Genomic DNA, 14,857 nt, shown 5'->3' on the forward strand with positions numbered 1-14,857 from the left:
TCAACACCCGCGACGGCGGGCTTCGTTGATAAAAATCCTTAATTGACCGGAGTTCTCTATGCACCTGTCCCTCGACAGCGGCTGGCGCATGCCCGCCGAATGGGCCCGCCACACTGCCACCTGGATGGTCTGGCCACACAACCAGGCCCTGTGGGAAAGCGGCTGGCACGTGCGCCTGGCCGACGTACAGCAGGACTACGCCCGGGTCGCGGCAGCCATCGCCCGTTTCGAGCCGGTGAAGATGGCGGTCGACCCTTCGGCCTGGCAAAGCGCACGTGCCCTCTGCGGCGCCAATATCGAACTGGTCGAAATGGCCGTGGACGACAGCTGGTGCCGGGACAGCGGCCCAAGCTTCGTCTGCCACCCACAGCATGGCCTGGCCGGCCTGAGCTGGCGCTTCAACGCCTGGGGTGGCAAGTCGCAGCACGGCCAGGACCGCAGCCTCAGCCGGCGCATCCTCGACCACCTGGGCCTGGACGGTTTCAGCACGGCGCTGTGCAACGAAGGCGGGGCGATTCATGTGGACGGCGAAGGCACCTTGATCACCACCGAGTCGGTGCTGCTCAACCCCAACCGCAACCCTGGCGTGAGCAAGGCTGAGTTCGAGGCCTGCTTCGCCCGCTACCTGGGCATCCGCAAGACCATCTGGCTACCGGGCGACCCACAATACATCACCGGCGACATGACCGACGGCCACGTCGACGGTATATGCGCCTTCGCCCGCCCCGGCGTGCTGCTGGTCGATGCCACCCATGACCAGCATTCGGTGTACGCCGAAGTCGTGCGGGAAAACCGCCGCGCCCTGGAACTGGCCACCGACGCGCAAGGCCGGCACTTCGAGCTGCTCGACCTGTACGAAGCCAGCGCCGCCGTCGACCAGGACGCCGAGGTATTCTGCGCCTCGTACACCAACTTCTACATCGCCAACGGCGCGATCATCATGCCGGCCTATGGCATCGCCGCCGACCAGGAAGCCGCCTCGCAACTGGCCCACGCGTTCCCGGGCCGGGAGATCGTACCGGTGCGCATCGACCACATCGCCCATGGCGGTGGCGGCATTCATTGCATCACCCAACAACAACCCGAGGTGCAGCCATGAGCCTGCTGCGCATCGCCACCACCCAGATGCCGTGCAGCTGGGACCTGCCTGGCAACCTCGAGCGCGCCGAACAACTGGTTCGCCAGGCTGCCGCCAAGGGGGCCCAGGTGATCCTGCTGCAGGAGCTGTTCGCCACCCCGTACTTCTGCATCGAACAGGACCACCAGCATCAGGCACTCGCCCAGCCCTACCCTGCCAGCCCGATCCTGCAGCGCTTCGCCGCACTGGCCGGCGAGCTGGGCGTGGTGCTGCCGCTGAGCTGGTACGAGCGCGCCGGCAATGCCTTCTTCAACTCGTTAACCGTGGCCGATGCCGATGGCCGCCTGCTTGGCGTCTACCGCAAGACCCACATCCCCAACGCCATCGGCTACCAGGAGAAGGAATACTTCAGCCCCGGCGATACCGGCTTCAAGGTTTGGGACACCGCCTTCGGCCGCCTGGGCATCGGCATCTGCTGGGACCAGTGGTTCCCCGAGACCGCCCGCTGCCTGGCACTGATGGGCGCCGAAGTGCTGCTGTTCCCCACCGCCATCGGCTCCGAGCCCGGCTGTGCCGAACTGGACTCGCGCGACCACTGGCAGGTAGCCATGCGCGGCCACGCCGCCGCCAACCTGTTGCCGGTGGTGGCGGCCAATCGCGTGGGCGAAGAAGTCGCAGCCAGCGACGCATCGTTGGCCATGCGCTTCTATGGCTCGTCGTTCATCTGCGACCACAAGGGCGCCATGCTCACCGAAGCCGACCGCGACAGCAGTGGCATCTGGCTGCACGACCTGGATCTGGCCGGCATGCGGGAAGACCGCCTGAGCTGGGGCATCTACCGCGATCGCCGCCCGGAGATGTACACACCGCTGCTGACCCTGGACGGCACTCACCCACACACCCTGAGGGCATGAGCATGAAACGCCACGTTCTGGCCGCCTTGGCGCTGGCCGTCTGCGCCTGCCAGGCTCAGGCCGAGCAGCCCGTGCTGCGCCTGTACAACTGGGCCGACTATTTTGCCGAGGACACCCTCAAGCAGTTCACGGCCGAAACCGGCATCCAGGTGATCTACGACGTGATGGATGGCAGCGAAGTGCTCGAGGCCAAGCTGATGTCCGGGCGCAGTGGCTACGACCTGGTCTTCCCCGGTGATACCGTCGCCGAGCGCCTGATGCACGCCGGCAGCCTACAGCCACTGGACCACAGCCGCCTGCAGGCCCTGGACGACATCGAGCCCGGGCTGCGTCAGCTGCACGCCCGGTACCCCAAGGCCAGCCAGGCGACCGTGCCCTACACCTGGGGCACCATCGGCCTGACGATGAATGCCGACAAAGTCCGCCAGCGCATGCCCGATGCACCGCTGGACAACCTCGACCTGCTGTTCAAGCCGGCGCTGGCAGCTAAATTCGCCGACTGCGGTATTTCAGTCATCGATTCACCCGACGAAGTGCTGGCAGTGGTCCTCAACTACCTGGGCCGCGAGCCACGCAGTGCCAAGCGCGAGGACCTGGCCGCAGCCAGCGAACTGCTCAAGGCGATTCGCCCGTACGTGCGCAAGTTCCAGTCGCAACCAGTGACCGAACTGGTCAACGAGAACCTGTGCCTGTCACTGGGCTACAGTGGCGACGTGATCCAGGCGCAGCGTACCGCCGAAGCCGCGGGCAAGCATCTCGACTTCCAGTACCGCGTGCCGCGCCAAGGCACCACGGTGTGGATGGATACCATGGCCATCCCGGCCGATGCCAAGCACCCGGAATACGCCTATCGTTTCATCAATTTCGTCATGCGCCCGGCGAACATGGCGGCCATCAGCAACTTCACCGGTTACCCTACCGCCAGCGCCAAGGCACGCCAGGCAGTGGATCCGCGCATGCGCGACAACCCCGATATCTACCTCGACCAAGCCACCTATGCCCGGCTGATCCCGGGCCGCGATATCCCACAGGCCGACATGCGTGCACGCATGCGCGTGTGGACCCGCTTCAAGACTGCACAGGACTGAGCCATGCCAAGCCGTAGAACCTTCCTGCAACTATCGCTGGCCGCCGGCCTCGGTGCCAGCCTCGGCCTGCCGCTGGGCCTGGCCCGCGCCGAAGAACCGGGGCGCTGGTTCATGCCGGACGAAGGCGAGCCGCAGCAACGCGCATTCATCGCCTTTGGCGCCCAGGATGCGATCTGGGAGGACTTCACCGCCGATGTGCAGGCCGCCCTCGGTCGCATCGCCCAGGCCATCGCGCGCTATCAGCCAGTGACGGTGTTCTGCCGGGCCAGCGAGCGCGAGGCGGCCGAGCAGCACTGTGCCAGCCAGCGCACAAGTTTCGTCGAGTGCGAGCTGGACGACATCTGGATGCGCGACATCGGCGCCAACTTCGTCGTCGATGATGACGGAGCTCTGGCGGCGGTGGACTTCAACTTCAATGGCTGGGGCAACAAGCAACGTCACCGCAACGATGCCCAACTGGCCAGACACGTGACCACGCTGGCCGGTGCCCGCTACCAGCGCAGCGACCTGGTGGGTGAAGGCGGCGCCATAGAGGTGGACGGCCACGGCACGGGCATCATGACCGAGAGCAGCTGGGTCAACGCCAACCGTAACAAAGGCTGGAGCAAGGCCGAGATCGAGGCGGAGCTCAAGGAAAGGCTGGGGCTGAGCAAGATCATCTGGCTACCGGGCATCGCCGGCCAGGACATCACCGACGGGCATGTGGACTTCTATGCCCGCTTCGTCAGGCCGGGGGTGGTGATTGCCAACCTGGATAACGACCCGGACTCGTATGACTACGCCGTGACGCGCAAGCACCTGGATATCCTCAAGCGGGCCACCGATGCCGATGGCCGCAGGTTGCAGGTGCATGTCGTGTCGCCGCCGCTGCACGGGCGGCGCAACAGGTTCAGCAAAGGTAATGACGACTTTGCCGCTGGGTACATCAACTACTTCGTGATCAATGGCGCGATCATTGCGCCACAGTTTGGCGATGGGGCGGCGGACGAGAAAGCGCGGGGGCTGCTGGCGGCGTTGTATCCGGGGCGGGATATCGTGCAGTTGGATATCGATGCCATTGCAGCGGGGGGCGGGGGGATTCACTGTGTAACCCATCAGTGCCCGGCTGTGTAGCAGAGTTGCCTGTGCTGGCCTCTTCGCGGGCTTGCCCGCCCACAGGCACTCCACAAGACTCAAGATCTGTGCAGTTCCTGTGGGAGCGGGCAAGCCCGCGAAGGGGCCGCCACAGTCAATCGCGGTGCCGACGGCGCCCCGTGATCATCGACCACGGCAGGTTTTCCCGCATGCGCACGCTCTCGTAGATGGCCGCCAGCACATGGACGCAAACCAGCACCAGCAGCGCGTTGGCCAGCCAGCTGTGCAGGTCCATCGGCCAGTCGACACCAAACAGTGCGTCCACCTCCTGCGACGCCCACCCGGTAAGGCCCAGGCCGGCGATGCAAGTCAGCATCAGCACCATCACCAGGGCGCCAATCGGCGAATGCCCCATATGATGGTCAAGCCCCCCATGCAGCAGCGCACGGGCATGTCCGACCAGGCTTGCCGGGGATGGCCAGAAATCGGCCCAGCGCGCGCTGCGTGGCCCGACAAAGCCCCAGACCACACGCACCACCACAACGGCTAGTGCGTAGTAGCCCAGCCACTGGTGCCAGTCTTCACCCTCTTCGTTGAAGAAGTAGTTGGCGAAGAACACCACGGCGATCGACCAGTGGCAGAGCCGCAGCAGGGGGTCCCACAGCTGTACCGTGCCGTCGCTGTTCAATCGTGGTACTCGGTCTTGACTGCCTTGCCCGTCACTGGGTCATGGTAGATCTCGACCTTCTTGCCATCCTTGTCGAAACCGTAGATCTCGTAGCAGTTACCCTTGGTGACCTTGAACTTGTTGATCTTGTAGCCCTGCTCCTTGAGCTGCGCCTGGAATTTTTCCTGATCCTGCCAGGTGCTTTTGTCAGCGGTGGTGCATTCGGTGGCGGCGAATGCAGCGCTGCTGCCGATCAGGAGGGTCATGGCGATCAATGTACGCATGGGCATGTGCTCCCATCCAGATGAGTGTAATAGCGCATCCCTGAGCATAGTTCCGCAGGTCGCTTCGCGCTCATTCATTTGCTTTACACATCAATCGCAAAGAAAAACAAACTTAACAAATGAGCCAAAGCCACCGATGCTTGAGGCATTACGCCCATCGCACGGAGAACAACAACATGAACGACGTGGTCATCGTCGCCGCAACCCGTACCGCCATCGGCAGCTTCCAGGGCGCCTTGGCCACTGTGCCTGCAGTAGACCTCGGTGCCGCCGTGATCAAGCGCCTGCTGGAACAGACCGGGTTGGCCCCGGCGCAGGTCGATGAAGTCATCCTCGGCCAGGTGCTTACCGCCGGTGCCGGGCAGAACCCGGCACGCCAGGCCGCGATCAAGGCCGGCCTGCCCTTCAGCGTACCGGCAATGACCCTGAACAAGGTTTGCGGCTCGGGCCTGAAGGCACTGCACCTGGCCGCTCAGGCCATCCGCTGCGGTGACGCCGAGGTGGTCATCGCCGGCGGCCAGGAGAACATGAGCCTTGCCCCTTATGTGATGCCTTCAGCCCGCACCGGCCAGCGCATGGGCCATGGCCAGCTGATCGACAGCATGATCAGCGACGGCCTGTGGGATGCCTTCAACGACTACCACATGGGTATCACCGCCGAAAACCTGGTGGACCAGTACGGCCTCAGCCGTGAGCAGCAGGATGCCTTCGCCGCCGAGTCGCAGCGCAAGGCGGTGGCGGCGATGGAAGCCGGCCGCTTCGATGATGAAATCACCCCGATCGTGCTGCCGCAGAAGAAGGGAGAACCCAAGGTGTTCGCGCGGGACGAACAGCCACGCCCGGATACCACCGCTGAATCCCTGGGCAAACTTCGCCCGGCGTTCAAGAAGGACGGCAGCGTCACCGCTGGCAACGCCTCGAGCCTGAATGACGGTGCCGCCGCCGTACTGCTGATGAGCGCCGCCAAGGCAAAGGCCCTGGGCCTGCCGGTGCTGGCCAGGATCGCGGCTTACGCCAGTGCCGGTGTAGATCCGGCGATCATGGGCATCGGCCCGGTGTCGGCCACCCAGCGCTGCCTGGACAAGGCCGGCTGGCAACTGGCCGAGCTGGACCTGATCGAAGCCAATGAAGCCTTTGCCGCGCAGGCGCTGGCCGTGGGCAAGGCGCTGGAATGGGATGCCACGCGGGTCAACGTGAATGGCGGGGCGATTGCCCTTGGCCACCCGATTGGTGCGTCCGGGTGCCGGGTGCTGGTGACCCTGCTGCACGAGATGATCAAGCGGGACGCCAGGAAAGGCCTGGCAACCCTGTGCATTGGTGGCGGGCAAGGCGTGGCCCTGGCAATCGAGCGGTGATCACAGATTGAATTGAACAGGCCTGGCCCTTTCGCGGGTAAACCCGCTCCCACAGGAACCCCACTGAAGCTGAATCCAGTGGGGACCCTGTGGGAGCGGGTTTACCCGCGAAAGGGCCGGTACAGCCAGCGAAAAATCAGGCAGTGGCACGCAGCTCGCGGGCAGCTGCGACCATGTTCACCAGCGCTGCCTCGGTCTCCGGCCAGCCGCGGGTCTTCAGCCCGCAATCCGGGTTGACCCACAGGCGCTCGGCCGGGATACGCTGGGCAGCCTTGTGCAACAGCTTGACCATTTCCTCACGGGTCGGCACCCGTGGCGAGTGAATGTCATACACACCCGGGCCGATCTCGTTGGGGTAGGCGAACCGTTCGAAAGCCGCCAGCAGCTCCATGTCGGACCGCGAGGTCTCGATGGTGATGACGTCGGCATCCATCGCCGCGATCGACTCAATCACGTCGTTGAACTCGCTGTAGCACATGTGGGTGTGAATCTGGGTTTCGTCACGCACCCCCGAAGCACACAGGCGGAAGGCCTCGGTGGCCCACTCCAGATAATGGGCCCAGGCGCCGTGGCGTAGCGGCAAGCCTTCACGGAACGCCGCTTCGTCGATCTGCACGATCCTGATACCCGCCGCTTCCAGGTCGACCACTTCGTCGCGGATCGCCAGCGCCAGCTGGCGCGCCTGCACTTCGCGGCTCACGTCTTCACGCGGGAACGACCACATCAGCATGGTCACCGGGCCGGTCAGCATGCCCTTCATCACCTTGCTGGTCAGGCCTTGGGCATAAGTGATCCACTCCACGGTCATGGCCTTCGGCCGGCTCAGGTCGCCAACGATCACCGCAGGCTTCACACATCGCGAACCATAGCTCTGCACCCAACCGAAGCGGGTGAATACATAGCCATCGATCTGCTCGGCGAAGTACTCGACCATGTCGTTGCGCTCGGCCTCGCCGTGCACCAGCACATCCAGGCCCAGGTCCTCCTGGATTTTCACCGCATGGCGGATCTCGCTGTGCATGGCGTCGACGTAATCGGCCTCGGTCAGCTTGCCCTGCCTGTAGGCCTGGCGTGCCAGGCGAATCGCCGAGGTTTGCGGGAACGAACCGATGGTGGTGGTCGGGAACGCCGGCAGGTCGAGCCCCGCACGTTGCTTGACGATACGTTGGGCAAAGGCTGATTTTCGCTGGCTGTCAGCGGGCTTGATGGCTGCCAGGCGGGCCTGCACGCCAGGCTTGTGAATACGCGGCGAAGCGGCTCGGCTGGCCTGCACGGCCTGGCTCTGGGCCAATGCGGCGGCCACGTCGGCGGCGTGCGGGGCATTGATGGCCTTGGCCAGCAGCGCCACTTCCTGGCACTTCTGCACGGCGAAGGCCAGCCAGCTGTGCAGTTCGGCATCGAGCTGGTCTTCACGGTCCAGGTCCACCGGGCTGTGCAGCAGCGAGCAGGACGGCGCCACCCACAGCCGCTCACCCAGGCGCTCATGGGCATGGCGCAGTACCTCCAGCGCCTTTTCCAGGTCGCAGCGCCAGACGTTGCGGCCGTTGACCAGGCCCAGCGACAGCACCTTGTAGGCCGGCAGGCGGTCGAGGATGGTCGGGTACTGCTCGGGCGCCCGCACCAGGTCGATGTGCAGGCCATCGACTGGAAGGTTGGCGGCCAGGCCCAGGTTGTCTTCCAGGCCGCCGAAGTAGGTGGCGATCAGCTTCTTCAGTGGCGCCCGCTGAAGGATGTTGTAGACGCGCTCGTAGGCATTCTTCCAGTCCTGAGGCAGGTCCAGGGCCAGGATCGGCTCATCGATCTGCACCCACTCCACGCCTTGGGCAGCCAGGCGGTTGAGGATCTGGTCATACAGCGGCAGCAGGCGGTCGAGCAGCTCCAGCTTGTCGAAATCGCCACCTTTGGCCTTGCCCAGCCACAGGTAGGTCAGCGGGCCGATTACCACCGGTTTGACCGCATGGCCCAGGGCCTGGGCTTCTGCCACTTCTTCGAACAGTTGCTCCCAGCTCAGGGCGAACTGCTGGTCGGCGGTGAATTCGGGGACCAGGTAGTGGTAGTTGGTGTCGAACCACTTGGTCATTTCCTGGGCGTGCGCGCCGCCGCAGCAGCTGTCACCCACAGCGCCACGGGCCATGGCGAACAGGGTCTGCAGGGTGGGCCTGGCAGCGTCGTGGCTGCGGAAGCGCTGCGGGATCACGCCGAAGGTCAGCGAGTGGGTGAGCACCTGGTCGTACCAGGCGAAGTCGCCAACCGGCAGCAGTTCGATGCCGGCGTCTTTCTGCACCTGCCAGTGGCGGGCACGCAGCTCGCGGCCGACGGCGCGCAGGCCGGCTTCGTCGAGTTCGCCCTTCCAGAAGGCTTCCTGGGCCTTTTTCAGCTCGCGGTCGCGGCCGATACGTGGAAAGCCCAGGTTGTGTGCCAGTGCCATGTCTTGTCCCTCAGCATGCATAAATGAATGAGGGGATTTTCCCGGCGCCGGCATATTGAGACAAACTCATTAAATTTGAGATGAACTCAAGATTTTCTCATGTTTGTGAATTTGTACTGCCTGTACTGGCCCTTTCGCGGCTAAAGCCGCTCCTACAGGTACCGCGCCACCCTGTGGGAGCGGCTTTAGCCGCGAAAGGGCCGGCACAGGCAAACCCGGATGTCTCATTCAGAGCACCACCCTGCGCATCCGGACATGACCGCACCCGCCTTCTGCCGCACAATGCCAGCCTGACCAAACCAGGTACCCGGCCCCATGAGCCTGCTGAAAACCGCGCTGCGCGAAAACACCTTCGTCTGCGTCATGGAGTTCGTCCCCAAGCCTTCCACAGAACGCTTTGCCGCCATGGACGCGATCCTGGCCCGTGCGCACCTGTGCGGCTGGCCGATGACCGTGGCAATCGGCGACCGCGTCGGCAGCCCGCTGGACATGTCGCCACTGGACGCCCTCGCCTCGTTCAGCAACCCGGTACCCGCCCTGCCGCACTTCTCCGGCAAGGACCGCGAACGCCACCACCTGCTCGCCCAACTGCAACGCATGGATGCCGCCGGCCTCGACCAACTGTTGCTGCTTACCGGCGACCGCCTGCCCGGCCACCAGCCCGGCCAGCGCCCGGTACGCTACCTGGAATCGGTCGCAGCCCTGCAGATCGCCCGCCAGGCCTGCCCGCACTGGCTGCTTGGCGCGGCGCTCAACCCGTTCAAGTACTGCGAGGAAGAAGGCGGCGCCCAATACTTCAAGGCCGAGAAAAAACTGGCGGCGGGAGCCGACTTTCTCACCCTGCAACTGGGTTTCGATGCCGGAAAACACCAGGAAGCCATGCACTGGATGAGCCGCCAGGCCACGCCCAGGCCGATGCTGGCCTGCCTGATGAGCCTCACCCACGGGCGTGCGACGATGCTCGAGCACGTGGCTGGCGTGACCGTCACGCCGTCCATGCGCGACATGCTGGAAGCGGAAGCGGCGCAGTCCAAGGCCTTTGCCCAGGCGCGCAGCGTCGACCGCCTGGCCTTGCAGATCATCGGCGTGAAGCTGATGGGCTACGCCGGCGTGCATCTGTCGGGGGTTCATGAACTCAAGCAACTGCTGGCCCTGGAGGCACGCATCGAGCACTGGCAGGCGCAAATCCACACACTGGAACAATGGGCGCCGGCCTGGCAGGCCAGCTGGCAGATGCCCGGCCTGCCGGCAGTCAGCTTCCATCCGCCGCAGGCCAGCTGGCGCCAGGGCGAGTCACGAGTCGATGCCTCGTTCAAGGAGAAAGCGCGCTATCACCTGATGCACGGCATGCATTCGCTGCTGTTCAGCCGCCGCAATAGCCTGAGCAAGGCATTTGGCTGGGCCGTACGCCAACCGATGTGGGCTACCCGCCTTGGCGCACAGGTGCTGCACAAGGTGGAACACGCGGTGAAGCACCCGCTGGTAGGCTGCGATACCTGTGGCCGCTGCCGCCTGGAAGACACCCTGTACATCTGCCCGGAAACCTGCCCCAAGGGCCTGGCCAACGGCCCCTGCGGCGGCACCGCGCTGAACCGCTGCGAGTTCGGCGACCGCGAATGCATCCACAGCGTCAAGTACCGCACCGCCAAGGCGGTGCGGCAGACGGCGCTGCTGACCGAGCGCCTGATCCCGTGCATCGAGCTCGAGACACGCCACCGCAGCTCATGGCCGCAGTGGTTCCAGGCCCAGACGCCGCGTCAGCTCAGCCCGCAGCCAGCGCCTCGAACCCAGCCCGAATCGTAGCTTCGGGCAATTCGTCAGCGATGAACACCATCACGCTCTCGCGAGTTTCACCCTCGGCCCACTCGGCGTCCCAGTCGAAGCCATAGAGCTTGAGCACACCCTGGAACACCAGCTTGCGCGCTTCACCGGCAATGTTCAGCACGCCCTTGTAGCGCAGCAGCTGCTTGCCGTGGGTTTCCAGCAGTTCGTTCATGAAGTCGCTGAGGCGGTCGATGTCCAGCGCGCTTTCCGTGCGCAGCACCAAGGTGGAGATCCGGTCCGGGGTAGCGGGCTTGAGCAGCGGGCGTAGCGCTGGCTTGAGGTTCGCGCCCAGATCGGGGTTGAGGTTGAAACCACGCACATCCAGCAGCTCGGCCAGGTCGATGCGACCATGCTCGACCACGCGGATCGCCGCCCGGCCATTGATGCGGGCCAGGCGCTCGCGCAGGGCCTCGACCGCAGCGGGCTCGACCAGGTCGGTCTTGCTCAGCAGCAGGCGATCGGCAAAGCCGACCTGGGCCTGGGCGATGGTCTGGGTCAGGTGCAGCTCGGCGTGGGCGGCATCGACCAGGGTGATGATGCCATCGAGGATGTAGCGCTCACGCAGTTCTTCGTCGATGAAGAAGGTTTGGGCCACCGGCGCCGGGTCGGCCAGGCCGGTGCATTCGATTACCAGGCGGTCGAAGGCGATCTCGCCGGCATCCAGGCGTTCGAGCAGCAGGTACAAGGCACGGGTCAGGTCGCCGTGGATGCTGCAGCACACGCAGCCATTGGCCAGGGTCATCACCTGCACCGGCTCGTCGCCCAGCAGCTGGCTGTCGATACCGGCCTCGCTGAATTCGTTTTCGATCACGGCGATCTTCAGGCCATGCTCGGCCTTGAGCATGTGCTTTAGCAAGGTGGTCTTGCCGGCACCGAGGAAACCAGTGAGTACGGTTACGGGGATAGGCGTCTGCACGCAGAACATCTCCTGTGCAGTGGAATTTGGAGGGTGTGCCGCAGCCCTTGTGGGAGCGGCCTTGTGTCGCGATAGGGCCGCAAAGCGGCCCCGGCAATATCTGCGGCGAAGCTGAAAATGTGGGGCCGCGTTGCGGCCCTATCGCGACACAAGGCCGCTCCCACAAAAACCGCGCTAGCCGATCAGGCTAGCGCGGTCCGTTAGCAGCACTTGGGCCCGGACTTGCCGCCGTAACGCGCTTCCTGGCGTTCGCGGAAGAACTCCTCGTACGTCATGACCGGCTTGTCCGGGTGCTTGGTCTGCATGTGCTCGACGTAGTTGTCGTAGTCGGGCATGCCGACCATCAGGCGGGCTGCCTGCCCCAGGTATTTACCCAGTCGACCCAGGTCGTTGAACATCGCAGCAGTCCTCTCAAGCGTCAGGCAGGGCCTGGAACGGGGTTTCCTTGTCGGTGCGCTCCTTGCGGCCGAGGGCGGCGAAACCGACCTTGACAGCGAAGAACAGCACGCTGAACACCACCACCAGGAACAGCACGGTCAGGCCGGCGTTGGTGTAGGCATTGAAGATCACGTGCTGCATCTGCCCGATGTCCTTGGCCGGGGCCAGTACCTGGCCGGCGTCCAGCGCGGTGCTGTACTTCTTGGCCAGGGCCAGGAAGCCGACTGCCGGGTTCGGATCGAACAGCTTGATCAGGCCGGCGGTGGTGGTGCAGATCAGCAGCCATACGGCCGGCAGCAGGGTGACCCAGACGTAGCGCTGACGCTTCATCTTGATCAGCACCACGGTGCCGAGCATCAGGGCGATACCGGCCAGCATCTGGTTGGAGATACCGAACAGCGGCCACAGGGTGTTGATGCCACCCAGCGGGTCGATCACGCCCTGGTACAGCAGGTAGCCCCACAGGGCCACGCAGCCGGCAGTACCGATCAGGTTGGCAGTCCACGACTCGGTGCGCTTGAGCGCCGGCACGAAGCTGCCCAGCAGGTCCTGCAGCATGAAGCGCCCGGCACGGGTGCCGGCGTCCACTGCGGTGAGGATGAACAGCGCCTCGAACAGGATCGCGAAGTGGTACCAGAACGCCATGGTGTTTTCACCCGGCAGCACCTGGTGCAGGATCTGCGCGATACCCACAGCCAGGGTCGGCGCACCACCGGCACGAGCCAGCACGGTGTGCTCGCCAATGTCGCGGGCAGTGGCCTCGAGTTGCTCAGGGGTGATCAGGAAGCCCCAGCTGCTGACCGTCTGCGCCACCGACGCCACATCGGCACCGACCACTGCGGCCGGGCTGTTCATGGCGAAGTACACGCCTGGTTCGATCACCGAGGCGGCGACCATGGCCATGATGGCAACGAACGACTCCATCAGCATGCCGCCGTAGCCGATGTAGCGAGCGTTGGTTTCGTTGTCCAGCAGCTTCGGCGTGGTCCCCGAGGAGATCAACGCGTGGAAGCCGGACACCGCACCACAGGCAATGGTGATGAACAGGAACGGGAACAGGGTGCCCTTCCACACCGGGCCAGTGCCGTCGGTGAACTGGGTCAGCGCCGGCATCTTCAGCTCGGGCGCGATGATCAGGATACCGATGGCCAGGCCGACGATGGTGCCGATCTTGAGGAAGGTCGAAAGGTAGTCACGTGGCGCAAGTACCAGCCATACAGGCAGTACCGCGGCGACGAAACCGTAGCCCACCAGCATCCAGGTGATCTGCACACCGGTAAAGGTAAACGCCGGGCCCCAGGTCGGGTCTGCGGCAATCTGGCCCCCCAGCCAGATCGAAGCCAGCAGCAGCACCACGCCGATGACCGATATCTCACCGATATGGCCCGGACGGATGTAGCGCATGTAGATGCCCATGAACATCGCGATCGGGATGGTCGCCATCACCGTGAACATGCCCCAAGGGCTTTCGGCCAGGGCCTTGACCACGATCAATGCCAGCACCGCAAGGATGATGATCATGATCAGGAAGCAACCGAACAGCGCGATGGTGCCTGGAATACGGCCCATCTCCTCGCGCACCATGTCGCCCAGCGAGCGGCCGTTGCGGCGGGTGGACAGGAACAGGACCATGAAGTCCTGCACCGCACCGGCCAGCACCACGCCGGCGATCAGCCACAGCGTGCCGGGCAGGTAGCCCATCTGCGCGGCGAGTACCGGGCCGACCAAGGGGCCTGCGCCAGCGATGGCGGCGAAATGGTGACCGAAGAGGATGTGTTTGTTGGTCGGGACGTAGTCCAGGCCGTCGTTGTTGAGCACCGCCGGGGTGGCACGGCGAGGGTCGAGCTGCATCACCTTGGTGGCGATGAACAGGCTGTAGTAACGATAGGCGACCAGGTAGATGGCCACTGCCGCGACCACGATCCACAAGGCATTGATCGCCTCGCCGCGACGCAGGGCAACCACGCCCAGCGCACAGGCTCCTATGACTGCCAGCGCCAGCCACGGAATGTGGCGTAGCAGGCTATTATTGTTGTTCATGGTTTGCTTCCAGCTGGTGGATTGGAAAAGACCGCCCATCGAGTCTAGGGCGAGTCATCGCGCATTGCCACACTTGCTTTGGTCTAGAGCCTCTGCGGCCAGATTGCGGTACCTGATGTACATACCACTCTAACTATAGTCAGGATGTCACCTGAGGACCTATGCGAGGATCTACCCCATGAGCGATCACGACGAACGCCGCCGTTTCCAGCGCATCGACTTCGACGCCCCAACCGAACTGCGCCAGGGCGTGCAACGCTGGCCTGCCAAGCTGCTGGACCTTTCACTCAAAGGTTTGCTGATCGAACGCCCGGCCAACTGGGATGCCGACCTGACCCAGGACTTCGATGCCATCATTCACCTGGGCCCCGATGCACGCGTGCAGATGCAGGTTGAACTGCGCCATGAGGAACCAGACCGCCTGGGTTTCATCTGCCTGTACATCGACGTCGAGTCGATGACTCATCTGCACCGTCTTGTGGAATTGAACGTGGCCGACAGCACCGAAATGATGCGTGAACTGCGCGAACTGATCGAATAATGAAATCTCTTAGCTAGCTAATCGCTTCCCCTCCTTTTGTTTCCTGTCTACCCAGACAGCTTTAAGCCTGGGTAGCAGCGTTTTGTACACACCCCTCTAGCACAGCCTCTGACAAGTTGGTATGCCTTCTGCATTGAGCTCTCGCACACCTTGCGGGCGCTCTTGTGCGCGCTCCGATCAAAATATTGTATACAATTCTTGTGGCAATCA

The 14,857-nt window shown here is 64.1% G+C and carries 13 protein-coding genes; 7 read left to right on the forward strand and 6 right to left on the reverse strand.

Going from position 1 to position 14,857, the window contains the following annotated elements:
* Window positions 1–58 precede the first annotated feature (58 nt).
* The 4 genes from M1D87_RS22310 to M1D87_RS22325 are packed head-to-tail and all read left to right on the forward strand — an operon-like array spanning window position 59 to window position 4,193.
* Entirely contained in the window at window positions 59–1,099 is a 1,041-nt protein-coding gene (locus M1D87_RS22310; RefSeq protein ID WP_123084211.1) for an agmatine deiminase family protein, read from the forward strand.
* On the forward strand, window positions 1,096–1,992 hold the full coding sequence (gene aguB, locus M1D87_RS22315) for an N-carbamoylputrescine amidase (RefSeq protein ID WP_123084210.1): 897 nt from the start codon (window positions 1,096–1,098) through the stop codon (window positions 1,990–1,992). Before M1D87_RS22310 ends, aguB begins: the two co-directional genes overlap by 4 nt.
* Window positions 1,993–1,994: 2 nt before the next feature.
* Window positions 1,995–3,080, forward strand: a complete 1,086-nt coding sequence (locus M1D87_RS22320; RefSeq protein WP_123084209.1) for an extracellular solute-binding protein — start codon at window positions 1,995–1,997, stop codon at window positions 3,078–3,080.
* Between the two features lie 3 nt (window positions 3,081–3,083).
* Entirely contained in the window at window positions 3,084–4,193 is a 1,110-nt protein-coding gene (locus tag M1D87_RS22325) for an agmatine deiminase family protein (protein WP_123084208.1), read from the forward strand.
* A gap of 115 nt (window positions 4,194–4,308) precedes the next feature.
* Here M1D87_RS22325 and M1D87_RS22330 read toward each other — a convergent pair whose 3' ends face one another.
* Both M1D87_RS22330 and M1D87_RS22335 read right to left on the reverse strand, forming a co-directional pair.
* Window positions 4,309–4,842, reverse strand: a complete 534-nt coding sequence (locus M1D87_RS22330) for a cytochrome b/b6 domain-containing protein (protein WP_023661197.1) — start codon at window positions 4,840–4,842, stop codon at window positions 4,309–4,311.
* Window positions 4,839–5,105 (reverse strand): PepSY domain-containing protein, encoded by a 267-nt coding sequence (locus M1D87_RS22335; RefSeq protein ID WP_003260712.1) that lies wholly within the window; start codon window positions 5,103–5,105, stop codon window positions 4,839–4,841. The genes M1D87_RS22330 and M1D87_RS22335 overlap by 4 nt, the downstream gene beginning before the upstream one ends.
* A 176-nt stretch (window positions 5,106–5,281) precedes the next feature.
* Here M1D87_RS22335 and M1D87_RS22340 point away from each other — a divergent pair, with 176 nt between their 5' ends.
* Window positions 5,282–6,460 carry an acetyl-CoA C-acetyltransferase gene (locus M1D87_RS22340; protein WP_003260713.1) on the forward strand — a complete coding sequence of 393 codons (1,179 nt, stop codon included), beginning with the start codon at window positions 5,282–5,284 and terminating at the stop codon, window positions 6,458–6,460.
* Window positions 6,461–6,596: 136 nt separating this feature from the next.
* On the opposite strand, the gene metE is transcribed toward M1D87_RS22340, so the two are convergent.
* Entirely contained in the window at window positions 6,597–8,888 is a 2,292-nt protein-coding gene (metE, locus tag M1D87_RS22345; RefSeq protein ID WP_232881451.1) for a 5-methyltetrahydropteroyltriglutamate--homocysteine S-methyltransferase, read from the reverse strand.
* A gap of 315 nt (window positions 8,889–9,203) precedes the next feature.
* Here metE and M1D87_RS22350 point away from each other — a divergent pair, with 315 nt between their 5' ends.
* Window positions 9,204–10,691, forward strand: coding sequence for a methylenetetrahydrofolate reductase C-terminal domain-containing protein (locus tag M1D87_RS22350; RefSeq protein WP_047933793.1), 1,488 nt, complete (start codon window positions 9,204–9,206; stop codon window positions 10,689–10,691).
* On the opposite strand, the gene yjiA is transcribed toward M1D87_RS22350, so the two are convergent.
* The 3 genes from yjiA to M1D87_RS22365 all read right to left on the reverse strand — a co-directional run bounded on the left by yjiA (window position 10,651) and on the right by M1D87_RS22365 (window position 14,106).
* On the reverse strand, window positions 10,651–11,628 hold the full coding sequence (gene yjiA / locus M1D87_RS22355) for a GTPase (protein ID WP_015271793.1): 978 nt from the start codon (window positions 11,626–11,628) through the stop codon (window positions 10,651–10,653). The genes M1D87_RS22350 and yjiA overlap by 41 nt on opposite strands.
* 200 nt (window positions 11,629–11,828) lie before the next feature.
* Window positions 11,829–12,026 carry a YbdD/YjiX family protein gene (locus M1D87_RS22360; protein ID WP_013974210.1) on the reverse strand — a complete coding sequence of 66 codons (198 nt, stop codon included), beginning with the start codon at window positions 12,024–12,026 and terminating at the stop codon, window positions 11,829–11,831.
* A gap of 13 nt (window positions 12,027–12,039) precedes the next feature.
* Window positions 12,040–14,106, reverse strand: coding sequence for a carbon starvation CstA family protein (locus M1D87_RS22365; RefSeq protein ID WP_024087740.1), 2,067 nt, complete (start codon window positions 14,104–14,106; stop codon window positions 12,040–12,042).
* 178 nt (window positions 14,107–14,284) lie between these two features.
* Between M1D87_RS22365 and M1D87_RS22370 the strand changes: the two genes are divergently transcribed.
* Entirely contained in the window at window positions 14,285–14,647 is a 363-nt protein-coding gene (locus M1D87_RS22370; RefSeq protein WP_003258337.1) for a PilZ domain-containing protein, read from the forward strand.
* Window positions 14,648–14,857 lie beyond the last annotated feature (210 nt).

This window comes from Pseudomonas sp. SA233 (genome assembly GCF_054792385.1).